Origin of the sequence: Paraburkholderia fungorum, from assembly GCF_900099835.1 — a bacterium.
Taxonomy (GTDB): Bacteria; Pseudomonadota; Gammaproteobacteria; order Burkholderiales; family Burkholderiaceae; genus Paraburkholderia; species Paraburkholderia fungorum_A.
The window spans coordinates 1,835,506-1,853,888 of record NZ_FNKP01000001.1 but is presented as its reverse complement, the minus strand read 5'-3'; the positions used below and the strand labels follow the sequence as shown (position 1 = coordinate 1,853,888).

The following is an 18,383-nucleotide window of genomic DNA, read 5'->3' as shown; positions in this document are numbered from 1 at the left end:
CGCAGCGGCACCCGGCGACGCCGGGGAAGCCTTGGTCGGTCAGACGTCGTCGTCGGGTGTCCGGCTGTCGGATTCATCGTTCTGCTTTATCCGCCAATCTCTCGCAACACGATGCAAGCATGCACGCCGCCGGCGTGCACGCGCGTTTGCATTTGCTTGCAACTCCGCGCCTGGCGGCTCACTTTTTTTGACACATCGTCCCGCGCTTTTCTCCTACACTCGTTGAGTCTGGTTGCCTGCGTTTGCAAGACGTTATTTGCGCCAGGTGTTGCGCTCATGAGCACATCATTCGCGTATTCCAGCACCTCGCATCGCGCGTACTGCAACGCGTTTTCCACGTCATCCGTTTGCATGGCAATCAGTGCCCCAACCACGTGCGCAATCTGTTTTTGCGCCCCCAATGTCAGGAGTGTGATCGATGGGTATTCTCAGTTTTATCAAGGAAGCCGGCGAAAAACTGTTCAGCGCCGGTTCCGCGCCCGCTCAAGCCGCAGCCGCTCCCGCCGCGCCCGACCTTGCCGCGCTCAATAAAACCGCTGGCGACGCCATCGCTACCTATATCCGCAGCCAGGGTCTGGACGCCACCAATCTGCAAGTCGCGTACGACGGCACGAGCCATGCAGTCACGGTATCGGGCGAAGCTGCCGATCAGCCGACCAAAGACAAGATCCTGGTCGCTGCCGGCAACGTGCAGAACGTCGACAAGGTCGACGATCAACTTACCGTCACCACGCCCGCCGCCGCGCCGACGCAGTTTCACACAGTCGTGGCCGGTGACAATCTGTGGAAGATCGCGGAAAAATACTATGGCAGCGGCGCAAAGAACGACGTGATTTTTCAGGCGAATACGCCGATGCTGAAAAGCCCGGACAAGATTTATCCGGGTCAGGTGCTGGTTATTCCGCCGGTGTGAGGTTTGACAGTTTAATGTCTTGCAGCAAGCATTAAAGTGCAGGCAGAAACAACAACGCGGCTTCGGGACTGATCATCCCGAAGCCGCGTTTTTTCATTGAGCGACCTTGTTGAAACGCTAATCGTCAATGCAGATCAATACGTGTCGAATGCCTTCTGCAACGCAACCGGTCCCGTGCCGCCTGCGGCCAGCGCCAGCATCAACAGCACGCGCGCCTTGAACGGATTCAGCGAACCTGCACTGATAAAGCCGAGCGCGTCGTCAGCGGCTGCGCCATTGCGCATCACATGCCCCGAACCCACCCGCGACGCGCGCACTACCGCCACGCCTTGCGACGCGGCATCAGCGAGCGCCTGCTGCATCGATACGTGAATCGAGCCGTTGCCCGTGCCCGCGACGACGATACCGCGCACGCCCGCTGCAACCAGTGCATCCACGGCGATGCGCGACACGCCCGCGTAGCTCGCCACGACTTCCACGTGCGGCCAGGTCGTGCCGATCACGAATTCGGTCGCGAGCGTATGCGGCCGAACCACGCTGCGCTGGAATTCGACCCGGCCGTCCTGCACCCAACCGAGTGCACCGATTTCCGGCGACTGGAATGCATCCACCGCATACGTGCTCGTCTTGACCACGTCGCGTGCGCTGTGAATCTTGTTGTTGAACGCAACCAGCACGCCCTGCCCGCGCGAACCCGCGTGCGCCGCCACCGTCACCGCGTTCAGCAGATTCAGCGGACCATCGGCGGACAGCGCTGACGCCGGGCGCATTGCCGCCGTCAGCACGACCGGCTTGGCCGATTTGATCGTCAGATGCAGCAGGTAGGCGGTTTCTTCGAGCGTGTCGGTGCCATGCGTGACGACCACGCCATCGATATCGTCGGAAGCCAGCAGTGTGTTGATGCGTTGCGCGAGCGTGGTCCACAGCGGCATCGCCATGTCTTTACTGTCGACGCTGGCAATCTGCTCGGGCGCGATTCGCGCCACCGTGGACAAAGCCGGCACCACGGCCAGCAACTGATCGACGCCGACCACACCGGCCTGATAGCCGGACGTGTTGGTGGCGTCCGCGGCCGCCCCGGCAATCGTGCCGCCGGTCGCCACGACGGCGATGCGCGGCAGCGATGAGGTCGCGGAAGAAGAGGTCAAAGTATTCATGGCGGCGATTGTAAGCGATGCGCCGCCCGCCGCCCCGCGAGAAAAAACGGATGGCCGTTCGATTCGGAGCGGCTCGACATGCGTGCCAGACGTCGAACGCCTGGCACGCGCGCTATCGTGCGTTAAACCGCTTCGCGCAATTGCGCGGCGATCTCCGCCTCTTTCAACTGCGGCGCAAACATCTCGATCAGCCGGTACGCGTACGCGCGCAGGAACGCGCCTTTGCGCAGACCGATCCGCGTGGTGCTCGCTTCGAACAGATGCTGCGTGTCGAGCGCGACGAGTTCGGTGTCGCGCTTCGGATCGTAGGCCATGGCTGCGACCACGCCGATCCCCATGCCGAGTTCGACGTACGTCTTGATCACGTCGGCATCGATTGCGGTCAGCACGACGTCGGGCAACGCGCCCGCTTTGGCGAACGCCTGGTCGATGTGCGAGCGGCCCGTGAAGTCCTGGTCGTACGTGACGATCGGGAATTCGGCGATCTCGTCGAGCGTCAGGTTTTCGCGGCCCACCAGCGGGTGTCCCTTCGGCACGACCACGATGTGATGCCACGAATAGCACGCGAACGTGACGATGTCCGGGAAACGGTCGAGCGCTTCGGTCGAGATGCCGATATCCGCTTCACCGTTGATGATCATCTGCGCGATCTGTTGCGGGCTGCCCTGGCGCAGCGCCAGATGCACCTTCGGGAACACCTCGGTGAACTGGCGGATCACCTTCGGCAGCGCGTAACGCGCCTGCGTGTGGGTGGTCGCCACGACGAGGTGACCGCTATCCTGATCGGCGAACTGACGCGCGACGCGGCGCAGATTTTCCGCGTCGAGCAGCATCCGCTCGATCAGTTGATGCACCGCCTTGCCCGGCTCGGTCAGGCCCGTCAGACGTTTGCCGCGTCGAATGAAAATGTCGACGCCGAGTTCGTCCTCCAGATCCTTGATCTGTTTCGACACGCCCGACTGCGACGTGTACAACACGTTCGCCACTTCGGTCAGATTCATGTTCTGACGCACGGCTTCGCGCACGAAGCGCAATTGCTGGAAATTCATCGTTGTCTCTCCGGTTCAGCCAGAGTTAAGTTATTTGAGTTCTTGGATTCGGCTAAAACGCCAGTTTCTGTTGCATTACCGTCTTTGTGCTTGCGCGATCGTCACGCTCACTGCGCAGGAAAAACGCGCAGCGCACGCGGCACTGCCGTCACGCCGTCGCCAACCGACAGTTGCAGTTCGCGCCACGATTCGCGGTCGAGTTCGGCTTCGAGCAGATTGCCCTCGCGGCCCGCGAGTTCGACCCGCACCGAGCCGCCGAGCGTGACCACGCGCCGCACATCGACAACGATGCCTTCGCGGTGCCCCGCTGCCTGCGGATACAACTGCAGGTCGTGCGGCCGCACATACGCGAATGCCGGGCCGCTGAAGCCGGCCGTGACCGACACCGGCAGCGCCGCGCCGTCGACGACGAAACCGCTTGCATCAACGTTGCCGTGCAGACGGTTCGCCGCGCCGAGAAACTCGTAGACAAACGAGGTTTGCGGATGGTCGTACACGTCCTGCGGACTACCCACCTGCTCCACATGCCCGCGATTCAGCACGACGATACGGTCGGCCACTTCGAGCGCTTCTTCCTGATCGTGCGTGACGAAAATCGTCGAGATATGCAGATCGTCATGCAGACGACGCAGCCAGCTACGCAGCTCCTTGCGCACCTTCGCATCGAGCGCGCCGAACGGTTCGTCGAGCAGCAGCACCTTCGGCTCGACCGCCAGCGCGCGCGCCAGCGCAATCCGTTGCCGCTGACCGCCCGACAATTCCGACGGATAGCGCTGCGCCAGCCAGTCGAGTTGCACGAGCTTCAGCAGTTCATGCACTTTCTCGCGGATCACCGCTTCCGACGGACGCTCCTTGCGCGGCTTCACACGCAGTCCGAACGCGACGTTCTCGAACACCGTCATATGACGGAACAGCGCGTAATGCTGGAACACGAAGCCCACTTCACGCTCACGCGCGCCGACCGTCGCGACGTCCTGCCCTTGCAGCACGACCTGGCCGCCGTCCGCGTATTCGAGACCGGCGATCACGCGCAACAACGTGGTCTTGCCACAACCCGACGGCCCGAGCAGCGCAACCAGTTCACCCGGCGGAAAGTCGAGTGAGACATTATCGAGCGCGACGAAATCGCCGAAGCGCTTTTGCAGGTTACGAACGGTGATACCCATTACAGCTCTCCTTGCTTGAGCGGGTGTTGCTGCGGTGCATGCGTGGTGTTGATAGAGGCGGAAGCGCGCGGCGACGTTTGCGCGGCCTGCGCGATCGGACCTGCGTACGCGGGCACGTCGCGCGCGTCCGACAGTTCCGCCGACATATGACGCTCGGCCAGCAGCTTCAGGCCGAGCGTCACGAGTGCGAGCAGAGCCAGCACCGACGCCACGGCGAACGCCGCCGAGAAGTTGTATTCGTTGTAGAGAATTTCGACGTGCAGCGGCATCGTGTCGGTCTGTCCGCGAATGTGGCCGGACACCACCGAGACCGCGCCGAACTCGCCCATTGCACGCGCGTTACACAGAATCACGCCGTACAGCAGGCCCCATTTGATATTGGGCAGCGTGACGCGGCGGAAAATCTGCCAGCCCGACGCGCCGAGCACGTGCGCGGCTTCTTCTTCGTCGTTGCCTTGCGCCTGCATCAACGGAATCAGTTCGCGGGCGACGAACGGGAACGTGACGAAGATCGTCGCGAGCACGATGCCCGGCACCGCGAAGATGATCTGCACGTTGTGGTCTTCGAGCCACGGGCCGAACCAGCCTTGCGCGCCGAACATCAGCACGTAGATCAAGCCCGAGATAACCGGCGACACCGAGAACGGCAGATCGATCAGCGTCGTGAGCAGCGCCTTGCCACGGAATTCGAACTTGGCGATACACCACGACGCCACCAGACCGAACACGAGGTTCAGCGGCACCGCAATCGCGGCAGTAATCACGGTCAGCTTGATCGCGGACAGCGCGTCCGGATCGGCGAGCGATTCGAAATAGAAGCCGATGCCCTTGCTGAACGCCTGATAGAACACGGAAACCAGCGGCACGACGAGGAACAGCGCGAGGAACAGCAGCGCGACGCCAATCAGAATCCAGCGCACGACAGGACGCTCGGTGACGGGATCGGGCCGGCGCGCGACGTTCAGCGGCGCACGCGGCGCTATGGCGGCTGCGCTTGCGTCATGCGCGCCCTGCGCTTCATTCACGGAACGGCGGCTCATTGCACACCTCCGCCGATTGCCGCGACACTCGGCACGCTCGAACCCGGCGCCGGCCCCGCGCTACCGCGCTTCGTCCGGCGCTGCAAAAACCATTGCAACGTGTTGATCAGCAACAGCATCAGGAACGACACCACCAGCATCACCACGGCCAGCGCGGTCGCGCCCGCGTAGTCGTACTGCTCGAGCTTCGTGATGATCAGCAGCGACGTGATTTCCGACTTCATCGGCACATTGCCGGCAATGAAAATTACCGAGCCGTATTCGCCGAGCGCACGCGCGAACGCGAGCGCGAAACCCGTCAACAAAGCCGGGAAAACCGCCGGCAACACCACCCGACGAAACGTCAGCCAGCGCGTCGCGCCCAGGCACGCGGCGGCCTCTTCCTGTTCGCGCTCGAACTCTTCGAGCACCGGCTGCACCGTACGAACGACGAACGGCAAGCCGATGAAGGTCAGCGCAACCAGCACGCCCGCGGGCGTAAACGCAATCTTGATGCCGAGCGGTTCGAGAAACTGCCCGATCCAGCCGTTGCCCGAATAGACCGCCGCCAGCGAAATACCGGCCACGGAAGTAGGCAGCGCGAACGGCAGATCGACCACGGCATCGACAATGCGCTTGAACGGGAAGGTGTAACGCACCAGCACCCACGCGACCAGAAAGCCGAACACGGCGTTGATCAGCGCGCCGCCGAGCGCGGAAAAAAACGTCAGCCGGTACGACGCGAGCACGCGTGGCGAAGTAACCGCGCGCACGAACTGGCTCCAGTCGAGCGTGGCGGTTTTCAGGAAGGTCGCCGCAAGCGGAATCAGCACCACGAGGCTCAGATAAGCCACCGTGATGCCGAGAGTCAGGCCAAAGCCGGGCAACGCGCTCGGCTTCCGGAAGGTGAACGTCGTCATGCTGGATACTCTTTCAGGTTGATGCTTGCGTTTTTGATCACTGGCTTCGCTCGACGTTTGCGGCCACCGTACGCCGGTTAGCCAAAAGCGCGCCCACTGGGCGCGCTCGGAAGTGGCGCGTTGCCGCGCCGCTTTTTACCTCTGCCTTGCCAGGCATCGGCGGAATTACTGAGGCTGGTAGATCGAATCGAACACGCCGCCATCGGCAAAGTGCGTTTTCTGCGCATTGGTCCAGCCGCCGAACGAGTCGTCCACCGTGTACAGCTTCAGCTTCGGAAACTTGGCGGTCAGCTCGGCCGGCACCTTGTTCGAACGCGGACGGTAGAAGTTCTTCGCCGCGATCTCCTGGCCTTCCTCGCTATACAGGAAGTTCAGATAAGCCTCGGCTAGCTTGCGCGTGCCGTGCCTGTCGACCACCTTGTCCACCACTGCCACCGGCGGCTCGGCCAGAATGCTGACCGACGGCACGACGATTTCAAACTTGTCCGGACCGAATTCCTTCAGCGACAGGAAGGCCTCGTTTTCCCACGCGATCAGCACGTCGCCGATACCGCGCTGCACGAAGCTGGTGGTCGCGCCACGCGCGCCCGAATCCAGCACGCCGGCATTCTTGTAGAGCTTGCCGACGAATTCCTTCGCCTTCTGGTCGTTGCCGCCCGGCTGATGTTCGGCATACGCCCATGCTGCGAGGTAGTTCCAGCGCGCGCCGCCCGAGGTCTTTGGATTCGGCGTGACGATCGACACACCCGGCTTGATCAGATCGTCCCAGTCCTTGATGTGCTTCGGGTTGCCCTTACGCACCAGGAACACGATGGTCGACGTGTACGGCGACGCGTTGTCCGGCAGGCGCTTCTGCCAGCCCTTGTCGACGATGCCCTTGTTGGCGAGCGCATCGATGTCATAAGCCAGCGCAAGCGTGACGACGTCGGCCTGCAGGCCGTCGAGCACCGAGCGAGCCTGCGCACCCGAGCCGCCGTGCGACTGCTTGAAGGTGATGGTCTCGCCGGTCTTCGCCTTCCATTCCTTGCCGAATGCCTGATTGACGTCCTGATACAGCTCGCGCGTCGGATCGTAGGAAACGTTCAGCAGCGTCGTGTCGGCATGCGCCTGCGTGATTCCGCCGACGACGCTCGCCGCGCCGAACGCAAGCGCCGCGATCAGTTGCTTCGTTTTACCCGCCAGTCCCGTGTTCCGATGGTTCATGCCAACTTTCTCCGCGTGTGGTCCGCTGAAAACAGCGTGTGATGTTGTTTTGCGTCGCGGTCACGTGCACATGAGCGCCAACTCGGAGGCCAGTCTATCGAAGGGCTTTCATCATTAAAAATAATGTTTATTCATTCTTTAATACGTAAAAGTGGTAACGACAGCGGGATAAGGCGTTGCGGCACGAAAACGGGTGTTTCAGCGTCCTATGTCGACGCTGGAGCGGCCCCGTTCGTGACGAACTTAAAGTAAAGCTTGAAATGCGCCGAATACTGTATAAAAATACAGCTACCTGTTCATACATACAGTGGCCATGACAAAACTCACCGCACGACAGCAGCAGGTTTTCGATCTGATCCGCCGGGCGATCGAACGCTCCGGTTTTCCGCCCACCCGCGCAGAAATCGCCGCCGAGCTGGGCTTCAGCTCAGCCAATTCGGCAGAAGAGCATCTGCGCGCGCTTGCTCGCAAGGGCGTGATCGAACTCGCGGCCGGCGCATCGCGCGGCATCCGCCTGTTGCCGGGTCCGGACGACGCACCGCATCAGTTCACCCTGCCGCATCCGAGCATCATGCAGCTGTCGCTGCCGCTCATCGGCCGCGTGGCTGCCGGTAGTCCGATCCTCGCGCAGGAACATATTTCGCAGCATTTCGCATGCGACCCGGCGCTGTTCTCGAGCAAGCCCGACTACCTGCTGAAAGTGCGCGGGCTGTCCATGCGCGACGCAGGCATCTTCGACGGCGACCTGCTTGCGGTGCAAAAGAAGAGCGAGGCCAAAGACGGCCAGATCATCATCGCGCGACTCGGCGACGACGTTACGGTCAAGCGCCTGAAGCGCCGACCGAACGGCCTCGAGCTGATCGCGGAAAACCCTGATTACGAAAACATCTTCGTCGAGACCGGCAGTGCGGAATTCGCGCTGGAAGGAATCGCCGTCGGGTTGATTCGTCCTGGCGAGTTCTAAGCGCTCGCGCTTAGTTCGTGCACGCGTCACCGTTGTTTCGCTTGCGCCGGTTCGCCTAACCAACGCTGCATCATTGCTGCATCGCCTGGAGAGACTCATGGAACGCCTTGCCCGCCTGCTGCCTTTTCGCCAGTTCGGTCGTCTGCGCCATCTGCGCAAGCTTGTGCCTTGCTCAAGTTCGTCAATTGAGGCGCCGGGGGCGAGCACTCCATCGCTGTTCGACTCATCGGAAAGCGCATCCAGCTTGCCCTCGTCGTTGCCGGCTTTTGCTCGCGTGTCGTTGAATTCAAGCCTGAATATGACGGAGCCTGCACGGCGCGCGCCGGTGCGTGTTTATCACGGGCCGTCGCGACTCATCATGGTCGGCACGGTCGATGCGGTATGCCGGATGATCGATCACTGCATTGCAGAAGAAGCCAATGTTCATGGCGTGGTGTTCGAGGGGTAAGCGGAGCGCGTGTGGGTTTCCCGTGCGAACCGTGAACCAGCCTTGGGTTAGCAAGTGGCTTTGTAAGACAGCTGTCTTACGCAGTTATGCATGTGATTGCGCCACGCGATCACACCGCACATTGCACATACCCAGCCAATTGCTGCATGCGCTTTTCGGGGCTGCCACTAAGATATTTGCATAGAATGGGATTGTTCTTGCGGGGCAGTGGTCCACATTGACATCCAACCTGATCGGAGTCCCATTCGATGACAGTTCCGACACGCATGAAGGGCAGCGAGGGTAGCGCAACCCGTCCGCTGATCATCACGTTGATCGTGATCGTGGTAATCGCCGCGCTGGGATTTGCCTACGCATCACCGTATATCGCGCTGAGAAACCTCAAACGTGCAGCCGATGCGCGTGACGCGCAAACCGTCAATCAATACGTCGATTTTCCCGCTCTACGCGACAGCCTGAAGCAGCAGATAACGGGCATGCTGACACGTCGGCTGGACGCCGATGCCAACAGCAAAATGGCCACCATCGGCGCGATGATCGGCGTCACGTTGATCGGACCGCTGGTGGATTCCTATGCAACCCCAGACGGCGTCGCGGCATTGCTGAATGGCATGCCGCCGCGTGGCAATCCGGGCGAGCGGCCACCCGCGCCGCCTGATGCCAGCAATGCACCCGCAGCAGATGCGGCAACCTCCGCTCCGACTGGAGACACAGCCAGCGCTACGCAACCGCCAGCGCGGGAGACTACGGCGGGTTATCGCGGCATCAACGAGTTTGTCGTGACCTACCGGCGTGGCGAAGGTGACGCAAATTATTCGGCAATCTTTCAGCGCGAAGGTTTGTTCACCTGGAAGCTCACGGCGATCAATCTGAACGAGTGATCCGCTGGCCTGAAACTCAGGCCAGCCTCCGTTTCATTGTCAGGGACGTGCGCGGGTTAGCGCATGCCGACGCCATCAACCGCGTCGACATGCTTCAACGTTGCACAGAACATCGCAGCCGCATCAGACGGTTTCGCCTTTTATCAAAGCGAAACCGTCACGCCGCCCCTTTCCCAGACATCAAGCCGCAGCGGCTTGCTGCTGCTCCTGCGCGGACGAGCAGGCCACCAGAATGCTGCACGAAACCCGGTCGAGCAGCGGCGTATTACCTGCGCCCATCCACCATCTGGACAAGCCCGTCCGGCAGCGGTGCCCCACCACCACAAGGTCGACATTCAACTCATTGGCGAGATTCGCGATTTCGTCAATGGGATGGCCGAACGCGAAATGCCCCTGCGCGCTGACGCCGCGCTCCGTGAGCCAGTTCACCCCTTCCTGAAGAATATCGCGAGCGGTCTTTTCGAAACTGCCGCAGGCCACGTCGGTGAGCAGGCCGGCGCTCTGCGCAATGCTCGATCGCATATCCACGACCGACAGCAAATGCGTTTCCGCCTTCAGATCCAACGCCAGATCGGCGCCGCAGCGCAGTGCCTTGCGGCCTTCTCGCGAGCCGTCGTAGCACAACAGGATTTTCTGGTAGCTCGCCATGATTTTCTCCCCTCGCGCGGAACGCACGGTGTGAATGAATCATGGTGCGCCGCAATTCAGGTTGCAAGGGATGGAAAACGCTAACTAGCGGCCAATTCCGCCTATAGGTCTGCGGGAGGCAGGTTGGCGCACCATCACGGGGATTCGCGGCCCAATTGCGGCACCGCAATACGCAGCATCAGGCCCATTGTCTACGCCGAACTTCCGGCCGCCGATGCCCTAGAATAAGCGGCTTCCCCGGCCATTCGCGTTCTTCCCGGAGCATCGACCGATTTATGTCTGAAGCCGCCATCGAGTTTCACCAGGTCAAGAAAAGCTACGGCGAAAAAACCGTCGTCGACGGTCTGTCGTTCCACGTCAACGCGGGCGAATGTTTCGGCCTGCTCGGCCCCAACGGTGCGGGCAAGACCACCACGTTGCGCATGCTGCTCGGCATCGCGTCACCCGACTCGGGCGCGATCCATCTGTGCGGCGAGCCGATTCCCGGCCGCGCGCGAGTGGCGCGGGCGCGCGTCGGCGTGGTGCCGCAGTTCGACAATCTCGACCCCGACTTCACGGTGCGTGAGAACCTGCTGGTGTTCGGCCGCTACTTCGGCCTGAGCGCCGCGCAATGCCGCGCGGTCGTGCCGTCGCTGCTTGAATTCGCGCGGCTCGAAAGCAAGGCGGATGCACGCGTGAGCGAACTATCCGGCGGCATGAAGCGGCGGCTTACGCTGGCGCGTGCGCTCGTCAACGATCCCGACGTGTTGATCATGGACGAGCCGACCACCGGACTCGATCCGCAGGCTCGGCATCTGATCTGGGAACGGCTGCGCTCGTTGCTGGCGCGCGGCAAGACCATTCTGCTTACCACCCACTTCATGGAAGAAGCCGAGCGCCTGTGTCATCGGCTATGCGTGATTGAAGAAGGCCGCAAGATCGCCGAAGGTGCGCCGCGTGAATTGATTGCCAACGAGATCGGCTGTGATGTGATCGAGATTTTCGGTCCCGATCCGCTTGCTTTGCGCGACGAACTCGCGCCGCTGGTCGAGCGCACCGAGATCAGCGGAGAAACGCTGTTCTGTTACGTGCACGATGCTCAGCCGGTGCATGCGCGGCTTAAGCAGCGCGCTGACCTGCGCTATCTGCATCGGCCGGCCAATCTGGAAGACGTGTTTTTGCGGCTTACGGGCCGCGAAATGCAGGATTGAGATGCACCAATCGCGACTTGGAACCCACATCGGCCGCGATCCGCTAAAGCTATAACGACACAGCACGAGACACCGAGCAATGGACGCACGCATCTACGAACCACCGGGCGATACGCCGTCGAAACAGGAATCCTTCGCGGCCTTCCCTGCCAATGCCGTGAACTGGATCGCGGTATGGCGCCGCAACTATCTTGTGTGGAAAAAGCTCGCGCTTGCGTCGATGTTCGGCAACCTCGCAGACCCGATGATCTACCTGTTCGGCCTCGGTTTCGGGCTTGGCCTGATGGTCGGGCACGTCGACGGCGTGTCGTACATCTCGTTCCTGGCGGCGGGCACGGTGGCGTCGAGCGTGATGATGTCGGCGAGTTTCGAGTCGATGTATTCGGGCTTTTCGCGGATGCACGTGCAGCGCACGTGGGAGGCGATCATGCATACGCCCCTCACGCTCGGCGACATCGTGCTCGGCGAGGTCGTGTGGGCGGGCAGCAAGTCGATGCTGTCCGGCGCGGCGATCATGCTGGTCGCAGGCTCGCTCGGCTACGCGAATTTTCCGTCGATGCTGCTGGCTTTGCCGGTTATCGTGTTGACCGGTCTCGCGTTTGCGTCGGTCGCGATGGTGGTGACGGCACTCGCGCCGTCCTACGACTTCTTTATGTTTTATCAGACGCTGGTATTAACGCCGATGCTGTTGCTTTCCGGCGTGTTCTTTCCGTCTTCACAGTTGCCCGCCGCCGCGCAGATCGCGACCAGCGTGTTGCCGCTGGCGCACGCGGTCGATCTGATCCGGCCCGCGATGCTCGGGCGGCCGGTCGACAACGCGGTTTTGCATCTGGCCGTGCTGGCCGCTTATGCTGTCGGCGGGTTCATCGTTTCCGCGATTCTGTTCCGTCGCAGGATGATGAAATAGGCTTGAATCGCCGCGAGCCGCAGGCATCGAAATGCGTCGCCTGCGGCAGGTTCACGATGATCGAACGGGATCAGTCCTCGTCGTCCGTCCACGGAATATCGACGTCGGAGATGAACGCGACCGTCGCGAACGGGCCGCCGTCCTGACGACCGATCTTGCCGTCGGCGCGCTGCCATTCAACCCGGAACACCGTGCCTGGATCGTCGGAAATCAGGCGTACCGTGCGAACCTCGTCCGGATCGGAATCTTCGACAGGACCGTCGAGCGAAATCTGCAATTCTTGCGGCCACAGGCCATCGGCGGGATCGTAAATCTTGTCGCCATCGGGAATCAGCGTGAAGGCTTCCACGCCGATGGTCGCCGACGCATCCACGATCATCTTGCCCAACGCGCGCAGCAGCGCGGTGGCGCGTGCCGAGTTCGCCTGACGGATTGCAAGATCCCCGCGCGTCAGCGCCTGCTCAAGTTTTGGGTTTGTTTTTTGTTGCGCCATTCGATGTCCTGAGTCCTATCGCTCTGTTGTGCACGTCACGCGGCGTAGACTGCGCCGCGCTCCATTTTTCGGGCTGAATCCTACCACTGGTGTGCGTTGCAGCATGGCCAGCCGCTCAGGCCGCCTCGCCAGGCCGACCGTCCACCACAGTGTAGGTCGTGATTCGCGTTCCAGCAGGGACATTTGCGCCGTGCGGAGTGACGGCATCGGCACGAGGGTGCCGTGGCTGATTGCGTGTTGGCGGCGTGCGGGACTGGTGCGCGGCGATACATCGAGCGCGATGGGAGCAGGCTTGCGCCTCTACATTTATTTGATGTTCGGCTCGGCTGCTGGGCGATCAGCCCGCGCGTGTTGTGCGCGCCGAAAAAAGGTCGAGAACCCGAAGAGAAAGCAAGACTGAAACAGCAACATCGAAAGCAAGTCGCCCCGGCACCACGCCGGGGCGGCAATCCGGAACACTAACGCATCAAGGCGCCGGATTCGGCTGCAACTCGTGCAGCTTGTCGATTTCCGCGAGCACGTCCGCCGACAGCTTCACGTCCGCGCTGGCAATGTTTTCCTTCAGCTGGTCGAGCGATGTCGCGCCGATCAGATTGCTCGTCACGAACGGACGGCTATTGACGAACGCGAGCGCGAATTGCGCGGGCGACATGCCGTGACGCTTCGCCAGTTCCACGTAACGGGTAGTCGCCTCGATGGCTTGCGGCTTGCTGTAACGGGCAAAGCGCTCGAACAGCGAGATGCGCGCACCGGCCGGCCGCGCGCCGCCTTCGTACTTGCCCGACAGCCAGCCGAACGCCAGCGGCGAATACGCGAGCAAACCGATATTGTCACGATGCGCGTACTCGGACAGACCCACTTCGTACGTGCGGTTCAGCAGGCTATACGGGTTCTGAATGCTGACGATACGCGGCAAGCCGAGCTTTTCGGCTGCGCGCAGAAACTGCGCGACACCCCACGGCGTTTCGTTCGACACCCCGATGTGACGCACCTTGCCCGCCTTGACGAACTCGGCGAGCACCGACAACGTTTCTTCGATCGGCACCGTATAAGCGTCGTCGACCCACGGATACGACGGACGGCCGAACGTCATCGTGCTGCGATCCGGCCAGTGCAGTTGATACAGATCGACGTAATCCGTTTGCAGACGCTTGAGGCTGTCGTTGAGCGCCTCTTCGAGATTCTTGCGGTCGAACTGGTTGCCTTCGCCGCGAATATGGCGCGGATTGTGCGGCTGACGCGCCGGACCCGCGATCTTGGTGGCAAGCACGATTTTTTCGCGCGCGCTGCGATGCTGCGCGAGCCACGTGCCGATGTAACGCTCGGTCGAACCCTGCGTCTCGGCGCGCGGGGGCACCGGGTACATTTCTGCGGTATCGATCAGGTTGACACCGTGATCGAGCGCGTAATCGATCTGCGCGTGCGCTTCCTGTTCGCTGTTCTGCTCGCCCCAAGTCATGGTGCCGAGACCGATCAGGCTAACCTGCACATCGGAGTCGCCAAGTCTGCGGTATTCCATCTATTCGTCCTGTTGAATGTGTGAACTGGAAACGCTGAACTTACCACGCCCGCGCCATGCCTGCAGCGACGCTAGAATGCCGGAACGATGAGGTTCGCTTCGGCTCGCTTTCCGCCGGACCACGGTTCAGCCTTGTATCGAAACCTCGCCCGCTATGTCGCGCTCAACTGCTTTGCGTCGCCCTTCTCGCCCTCACCTGCCATGAATCCCGAACATCTCGAACTGCTGGTCACACGCGAAATGCCCTACGGCAAATACAAGGGTCGCGTGATTGCGGACCTGCCCGGCCACTATCTGAACTGGTTCGCGAGCCAGGGCTTTCCGCCCGGCGAAATTGGCCGGCTACTCGCGTTGATGCAGGAGATCGATCACAACGGTTTGAAGCCGTTGCTCGAACCTTTGCGCAAGCGTTGATCTTACTGAAACGCGAATAAAAAACCGCAAAATGAAAGCCTGCCGAAGCGCAACGAAGCCACTTGAAAGTTGCAGCGAAGGCCGCGTGCAAGCAATGTAGGCTTGTACAAATTCATACAGACTTTTTCTTGCGCGACACGCGTGAGTGGACTTAAATCGGCATAGGTCGTTGCGCAACGAAACACTCACCGCGCAACCATTCGTCAGTCATCTTGCCGCTGGTCCATGCCCGCTTTTAACCTGCCCGCCCTGCTCGAATTTATCGGTCACGATCTGTCGCCCGTGCGCGCGGTCATCGCGTTTTTTCTGATCGGTTATCTGGTTGTAGGGCTACCCGTGCATTTCCGCCAGGGTGCAGCGTCGCGCGATATCTGGGGCACTGCCGCCGGTGTGACGATGGCCGCGATTTATGCGGCGTTTATCGTCGGCGTGTACCCTGCGTTGCATCATTCGGCTGTGTTGATGCATTGATCGGCGACGTTTCGCGTTATCTCGCTAGCGCCCCCGGAAGTTATTGCAAACGCTCCATCCGCATCAATTGGTCAAGCAACCGGTCCACCGCCTGATCGACCGACACATGAGCGGTGTCGATCACGACATCCGGCGCGACTGGCACATCGAACACACCTGAAATACCGGTGAAAAGTGGAATCTCGCCGCGCCTCGCGCGTGCGTAAAGCCCTTTGACATCGCGCGCTTCGCACACTTGCAGAGGCGCATTCACGAACACCTCGACGAAACCGTTACCGACGATTTCACGTGCCGTGCGTCGATGCAGATGCTCCGGCGAAATCACCGCGGCAATCGCAACGAAACCCTGCTGCATGAAAAGCGCCGCGACGTGCGCGACGCGGCGCAGATTCTCGCTGCGATCTTCGGTGGAAAAACCGAGGTCGGCGTTCAGCCCGCGTCGCAGTACGTCGCCGTCGAGCACGATCGACGCGCATCCCTGTTCCGTGAGACGCCGGTGCAGCGCGTCGGCCAGCGTCGACTTGCCCGCGCCGGACAAGCCCGTCATCCAGATAACAGCACCACGCTGCCCGCTCATGATGTTTGCCCCGCGCTTACGGCCGCCTGCCGATCCGCGACGGCAGAATCCCTTCGGACAATGCCGTCAGCCGACGCCAGCTCCGCACCCAAGCCGTCGAACAGCGGCTCAAGCAACTCGGCCCGTGGCTGCCAGCGCCGCACCGAAGTCTTGTAGATCGGCTGACGCACCTGAGCCGAGCTGGCTGTGTTCACCTGCCTGGTTGTCTGATGGAACGCGAGGCAGCGCTCATCCCAGTCGAGCCCGCAATGCGCGAGCATCCGCCGCACATTGCCTTCAAAATCCTCGACCAGATTTTCGTATTTCACTTCGATCATCACGCCCTCGGGCAGCACGCTGTGCCAGTACGACATCAACCTATCATACGCACGATAGTAGCGGCCGAGTTCGCCGAGGTCATAACCGAACGGCACGTCGTGGAAGATCCGCGAAAAAATCGACAGACAGGTTTGCAACGGCGACCTGCTGCTATGGATAAAGCGCGCGTTCGGTAGCGCCAGGTGAATCAGCCCGACGTTGATGAAATTGAACGGATATTTGTCGGTGAAGCGCGTGTAGCGAGGTGTATCGCCGCTGCTTTCGCGTTGCATGTCGGGCAGCGCCCGCTGCATGAGACGCAGATAGTCGCCGCCTAGCGTACGCAATTGCGCGGCGCCGACTCCCTGCATCGACTCGATGCCGATCCTCAACGGATCGCCAACCGGACGACAGATGCTCTTCACCAGCGCCTCGCCGAATTCGGTACGCTCGCCCGCGCCGAACACCTGCGGGTGACTCGCCAGAATCTGCTCGATCAGCGTCGAACCGGAGCGCGGCATGCCGATGATAAAAACCGGCGCGGCCGACGAATCGCCCAGACCGCGCGCGGCGGCGAGCACGTCCGCGTTCATCATGGCCGGCATATGGGCGAACAGGCCTAGCGAATCCGCTTCGTTATAGCGCACGCCGGCGCGATGCAGTGCGTTGCCTTTCAGTTGATGATCGAACGAATCGTCATTGCGGCCCACGTCCGCGAGCGCCTGGCCATAGGCGAAGTGAGCTTCGGCCTGATCGGCGACGCTCAGCGAGGCGCTATCGGCAATCAGTTGCCGCAGCGACTCGAACACGGGATCGTCGACCGTGAGACGCTTGGTCTGCACGAAATTGCGGTAATACAGCGGCACCCGTGGCGCGCCGGTTATCGCGCGGCGATACGCTTCGTGCGCTTCGTCGAAACGGCCGAGCGCCTGCAGGCAGTTGCCCATGTTGTTGCTCGAGCCGTCCGCGCGCGGATTGTGACGTACCGCCTCGCGATATGCGTCGATTGCTTCTTCAAGTCGATGCGTGAGTTCGAGCGCCCAACCGAGCCCGTGATGCAGATCCGCGTTGTCTGGATTGCGCGCGATCGCCTCGCGATACTGGTCGGCCGCTTCGGCATGGCGGCTTAGCGCGGTGAGTGTGGTGGCGAGCCGCTCGTAGTGGACTGCATCGGCGGGATCGAGCGTGCGGGCTGTGTCGAAACAGTGCAGCGCGGCATCGAGTTCGTTGCGTGCAACGTGTGCGTCACCTTCGCTGCGCCATTCGGATGCGGTAGCCGGCTGTGGATCTTTCGTCATTGACGGCTGGTGGTTTGCAGGCGTCGCGTGAAGCGGTCCTGAATGTGGCGGGGGCGATCTTTTCGTCCGGCCTCAGCGCGCCTGAATGCACCTGCGTGCAACATAAGGGGCACCGATATTCTTCGCGACGTACAACACGCGTATCGAGCCGGATTCAAAGCCAATTGTCTGACCGGAAGTTAGCAGCGCCGCCCTACAGTTCCTTTTCGAATATTTAACTAACTGTTACAGCAGGCTGATTTAGTAAGAGACCGGAAGACTGGCGCGATGCCTCGCTGTCATGGCGTTCGATTCGCGCGGATGAATCCGCGACGTGGATTGGCGCGTACCAGTAGTAATGCGCGGACACAAATGCCGCTGAACTCCATCGCAGGCGATTTTTCTGACTCTTACGTGAAGGAGAAAATCGTGAGCAGGCTCATTGCATCAATCGCGTTGTTGACGGCGGCGGCCGTACTCACCGGATGCGCGGTCGCACCAGGTTATGACTATGCGTACGGGCAGCCGTATCCTTATTACCCCGGTTATGGCTACGGCTATCCGTATGGGCCGGTGTATGGCGCGGTGGGTATTTACGGCGGCTGGGGTGGCGGCTGCTGTTACTACCATGGCGGCCCTGGTTACTGGCATGGCCGGGGCGGCGGCCACGGTGGATGGCACGGCGGCGGATACGGAGGATATGGCGGCTCGCACGGCGGCAGTTCATGGAGCAGCGGTGGCAGTCATGGCGGCGGCCACGGACATTGAGTCGTCGGCGGCGAAGAGTGCGCGTGAGGTGCACGAACCTGATTAGCTGACGAATTGCAGGTTCGCCTTGAACCTCATTGAAATCGCACAAAGAACCCGCGC

20 protein-coding genes are annotated in these 18,383 nt (G+C 61.4%); 9 read left to right on the top strand and 11 right to left on the bottom strand.

Annotation, left to right across the window (positions count from 1 at the left end):
- Positions 1-418 precede the first annotated feature (418 nt).
- Entirely contained in the window at positions 419-913 is a 495-nt protein-coding gene (lysM, locus tag BLS41_RS08185; RefSeq protein WP_074763840.1) for a peptidoglycan-binding protein LysM, read from the top strand.
- 134 nt (positions 914-1,047) lie between these two features.
- Here the strand turns inward: lysM and BLS41_RS08180 are convergent, their stop codons facing one another.
- The 6 genes from BLS41_RS08180 to BLS41_RS08155 all read right to left on the bottom strand — a co-directional run bounded on the left by BLS41_RS08180 (position 1,048) and on the right by BLS41_RS08155 (position 7,427).
- Positions 1,048-2,070 carry an asparaginase gene (locus tag BLS41_RS08180; protein ID WP_074763839.1) on the bottom strand — a complete coding sequence of 341 codons (1,023 nt, stop codon included), beginning with the start codon at positions 2,068-2,070 and terminating at the stop codon, positions 1,048-1,050.
- A 122-nt stretch (positions 2,071-2,192) separates the two neighbouring features.
- A complete protein-coding gene (locus tag BLS41_RS08175) occupies positions 2,193-3,119 on the bottom strand; it encodes a CysB family HTH-type transcriptional regulator (RefSeq protein WP_074763838.1) in 927 nt (308 codons plus the stop codon).
- A gap of 107 nt (positions 3,120-3,226) precedes the next feature.
- Positions 3,227-4,285: a sulfate/molybdate ABC transporter ATP-binding protein gene (locus BLS41_RS08170; RefSeq protein WP_074763837.1), complete on the bottom strand. Its 1,059-nt coding sequence runs from the start codon at positions 4,283-4,285 to the stop codon at positions 3,227-3,229.
- A complete protein-coding gene (cysW, locus tag BLS41_RS08165; RefSeq protein WP_171910208.1) occupies positions 4,285-5,325 on the bottom strand; it encodes a sulfate ABC transporter permease subunit CysW in 1,041 nt (346 codons plus the stop codon). Before cysW ends, BLS41_RS08170 begins: the two co-directional genes overlap by 1 nt.
- Complete coding sequence (gene cysT / locus BLS41_RS08160; protein ID WP_074763836.1) at positions 5,322-6,224, bottom strand: sulfate ABC transporter permease subunit CysT; 903 nt, start codon at positions 6,222-6,224, stop codon at positions 5,322-5,324. The genes cysW and cysT overlap by 4 nt, the downstream gene beginning before the upstream one ends.
- 165 nt (positions 6,225-6,389) lie before the next feature.
- On the bottom strand, positions 6,390-7,427 hold the full coding sequence (locus BLS41_RS08155; protein WP_074763835.1) for a sulfate ABC transporter substrate-binding protein: 1,038 nt from the start codon (positions 7,425-7,427) through the stop codon (positions 6,390-6,392).
- Positions 7,428-7,740: 313 nt separating this feature from the next.
- Here BLS41_RS08155 and lexA point away from each other — a divergent pair, with 313 nt between their 5' ends.
- From lexA to BLS41_RS08140, 3 genes are all read left to right on the top strand, one after another.
- A complete protein-coding gene (gene lexA, locus BLS41_RS08150; protein WP_074763834.1) occupies positions 7,741-8,391 on the top strand; it encodes a transcriptional repressor LexA in 651 nt (216 codons plus the stop codon).
- Positions 8,392-8,488: 97 nt separating this feature from the next.
- Entirely contained in the window at positions 8,489-8,839 is a 351-nt protein-coding gene (locus tag BLS41_RS08145) for a hypothetical protein (RefSeq protein ID WP_074763833.1), read from the top strand.
- 248 nt (positions 8,840-9,087) lie between these two features.
- Complete coding sequence (locus tag BLS41_RS08140) at positions 9,088-9,720, top strand: DUF2939 domain-containing protein (protein WP_074763832.1); 633 nt, start codon at positions 9,088-9,090, stop codon at positions 9,718-9,720.
- A gap of 180 nt (positions 9,721-9,900) precedes the next feature.
- Here BLS41_RS08140 and BLS41_RS08135 read toward each other — a convergent pair whose 3' ends face one another.
- Positions 9,901-10,368, bottom strand: a complete 468-nt coding sequence (locus BLS41_RS08135; protein ID WP_074763831.1) for a universal stress protein — start codon at positions 10,366-10,368, stop codon at positions 9,901-9,903.
- 275 nt (positions 10,369-10,643) lie between these two features.
- Here BLS41_RS08135 and nodI point away from each other — a divergent pair, with 275 nt between their 5' ends.
- Positions 10,644-11,558: a nodulation factor ABC transporter ATP-binding protein NodI gene (gene nodI, locus BLS41_RS08130; RefSeq protein WP_074763830.1), complete on the top strand. Its 915-nt coding sequence runs from the start codon at positions 10,644-10,646 to the stop codon at positions 11,556-11,558.
- 79 nt (positions 11,559-11,637) lie between these two features.
- A complete protein-coding gene (locus BLS41_RS08125) occupies positions 11,638-12,465 on the top strand; it encodes an ABC transporter permease (protein ID WP_074763829.1) in 828 nt (275 codons plus the stop codon).
- A 70-nt stretch (positions 12,466-12,535) separates the two neighbouring features.
- On the opposite strand, the gene BLS41_RS08120 is transcribed toward BLS41_RS08125, so the two are convergent.
- Positions 12,536-12,958 carry a hypothetical protein gene (locus BLS41_RS08120; protein ID WP_074763828.1) on the bottom strand — a complete coding sequence of 141 codons (423 nt, stop codon included), beginning with the start codon at positions 12,956-12,958 and terminating at the stop codon, positions 12,536-12,538.
- A gap of 466 nt (positions 12,959-13,424) precedes the next feature.
- The gene (locus BLS41_RS08115) at positions 13,425-14,477 is read right to left on the bottom strand and encodes an NADP(H)-dependent aldo-keto reductase (RefSeq protein ID WP_074763827.1); all 1,053 of its coding nucleotides are present in this window, start codon (positions 14,475-14,477) and stop codon (positions 13,425-13,427) included.
- 201 nt (positions 14,478-14,678) lie between these two features.
- Between BLS41_RS08115 and BLS41_RS08110 the strand changes: the two genes are divergently transcribed.
- Both BLS41_RS08110 and BLS41_RS08105 read left to right on the top strand, forming a co-directional pair.
- A complete protein-coding gene (locus tag BLS41_RS08110; protein ID WP_074763826.1) occupies positions 14,679-14,891 on the top strand; it encodes a DUF3820 family protein in 213 nt (70 codons plus the stop codon).
- 225 nt (positions 14,892-15,116) lie between these two features.
- Entirely contained in the window at positions 15,117-15,362 is a 246-nt protein-coding gene (locus BLS41_RS08105) for a hypothetical protein (protein ID WP_074763825.1), read from the top strand.
- A gap of 40 nt (positions 15,363-15,402) precedes the next feature.
- On the opposite strand, the gene cysC is transcribed toward BLS41_RS08105, so the two are convergent.
- Together cysC and BLS41_RS08095 are read right to left on the bottom strand one after the other, a co-directional pair.
- On the bottom strand, positions 15,403-15,939 hold the full coding sequence (gene cysC / locus BLS41_RS08100; protein ID WP_074763824.1) for an adenylyl-sulfate kinase: 537 nt from the start codon (positions 15,937-15,939) through the stop codon (positions 15,403-15,405).
- Entirely contained in the window at positions 15,936-17,534 is a 1,599-nt protein-coding gene (locus BLS41_RS08095) for a tetratricopeptide repeat-containing sulfotransferase family protein (RefSeq protein WP_074763823.1), read from the bottom strand. Before BLS41_RS08095 ends, cysC begins: the two co-directional genes overlap by 4 nt.
- A gap of 408 nt (positions 17,535-17,942) precedes the next feature.
- On the opposite strand from BLS41_RS08095, the gene BLS41_RS08090 reads away from it, so the two are divergent.
- On the top strand, positions 17,943-18,281 hold the full coding sequence (locus BLS41_RS08090; RefSeq protein WP_074766376.1) for a hypothetical protein: 339 nt from the start codon (positions 17,943-17,945) through the stop codon (positions 18,279-18,281).
- The last annotated feature ends 102 nt before the right edge of the window (positions 18,282-18,383 follow it).

What these genes read in the sequence shown, in the direction of transcription:
- lysM (WP_074763840.1), top strand. Translation starts at nt 419, where the DNA reads ATGGGTATTCTCAGTTTTATCAAGGAAGCCGGCGAAAAACTGTTCAGC.
- BLS41_RS08180 (WP_074763839.1), bottom strand. Translation starts at nt 2,070, where the DNA reads ATGAATACTTTGACCTCTTCTTCCGCGACCTCATCGCTGCCGCGCATC.
- BLS41_RS08175 (WP_074763838.1), bottom strand. Translation starts at nt 3,119, where the DNA reads ATGAATTTCCAGCAATTGCGCTTCGTGCGCGAAGCCGTGCGTCAGAAC.
- BLS41_RS08170 (WP_074763837.1), bottom strand. Translation starts at nt 4,285, where the DNA reads ATGGGTATCACCGTTCGTAACCTGCAAAAGCGCTTCGGCGATTTCGTC.
- cysW (WP_171910208.1), bottom strand. Translation starts at nt 5,325, where the DNA reads ATGAGCCGCCGTTCCGTGAATGAAGCGCAGGGCGCGCATGACGCAAGC.
- cysT (WP_074763836.1), bottom strand. Translation starts at nt 6,224, where the DNA reads ATGACGACGTTCACCTTCCGGAAGCCGAGCGCGTTGCCCGGCTTTGGC.
- BLS41_RS08155 (WP_074763835.1), bottom strand. Translation starts at nt 7,427, where the DNA reads ATGAACCATCGGAACACGGGACTGGCGGGTAAAACGAAGCAACTGATC.
- lexA (WP_074763834.1), top strand. Translation starts at nt 7,741, where the DNA reads ATGACAAAACTCACCGCACGACAGCAGCAGGTTTTCGATCTGATCCGC.
- BLS41_RS08145 (WP_074763833.1), top strand. Translation starts at nt 8,489, where the DNA reads ATGGAACGCCTTGCCCGCCTGCTGCCTTTTCGCCAGTTCGGTCGTCTG.
- BLS41_RS08140 (WP_074763832.1), top strand. Translation starts at nt 9,088, where the DNA reads ATGACAGTTCCGACACGCATGAAGGGCAGCGAGGGTAGCGCAACCCGT.
- BLS41_RS08135 (WP_074763831.1), bottom strand. Translation starts at nt 10,368, where the DNA reads ATGGCGAGCTACCAGAAAATCCTGTTGTGCTACGACGGCTCGCGAGAA.
- nodI (WP_074763830.1), top strand. Translation starts at nt 10,644, where the DNA reads ATGTCTGAAGCCGCCATCGAGTTTCACCAGGTCAAGAAAAGCTACGGC.
- BLS41_RS08125 (WP_074763829.1), top strand. Translation starts at nt 11,638, where the DNA reads ATGGACGCACGCATCTACGAACCACCGGGCGATACGCCGTCGAAACAG.
- BLS41_RS08120 (WP_074763828.1), bottom strand. Translation starts at nt 12,958, where the DNA reads ATGGCGCAACAAAAAACAAACCCAAAACTTGAGCAGGCGCTGACGCGC.
- BLS41_RS08115 (WP_074763827.1), bottom strand. Translation starts at nt 14,477, where the DNA reads ATGGAATACCGCAGACTTGGCGACTCCGATGTGCAGGTTAGCCTGATC.
- BLS41_RS08110 (WP_074763826.1), top strand. Translation starts at nt 14,679, where the DNA reads ATGAATCCCGAACATCTCGAACTGCTGGTCACACGCGAAATGCCCTAC.
- BLS41_RS08105 (WP_074763825.1), top strand. Translation starts at nt 15,117, where the DNA reads ATGCCCGCTTTTAACCTGCCCGCCCTGCTCGAATTTATCGGTCACGAT.
- cysC (WP_074763824.1), bottom strand. Translation starts at nt 15,939, where the DNA reads ATGAGCGGGCAGCGTGGTGCTGTTATCTGGATGACGGGCTTGTCCGGC.
- BLS41_RS08095 (WP_074763823.1), bottom strand. Translation starts at nt 17,534, where the DNA reads ATGACGAAAGATCCACAGCCGGCTACCGCATCCGAATGGCGCAGCGAA.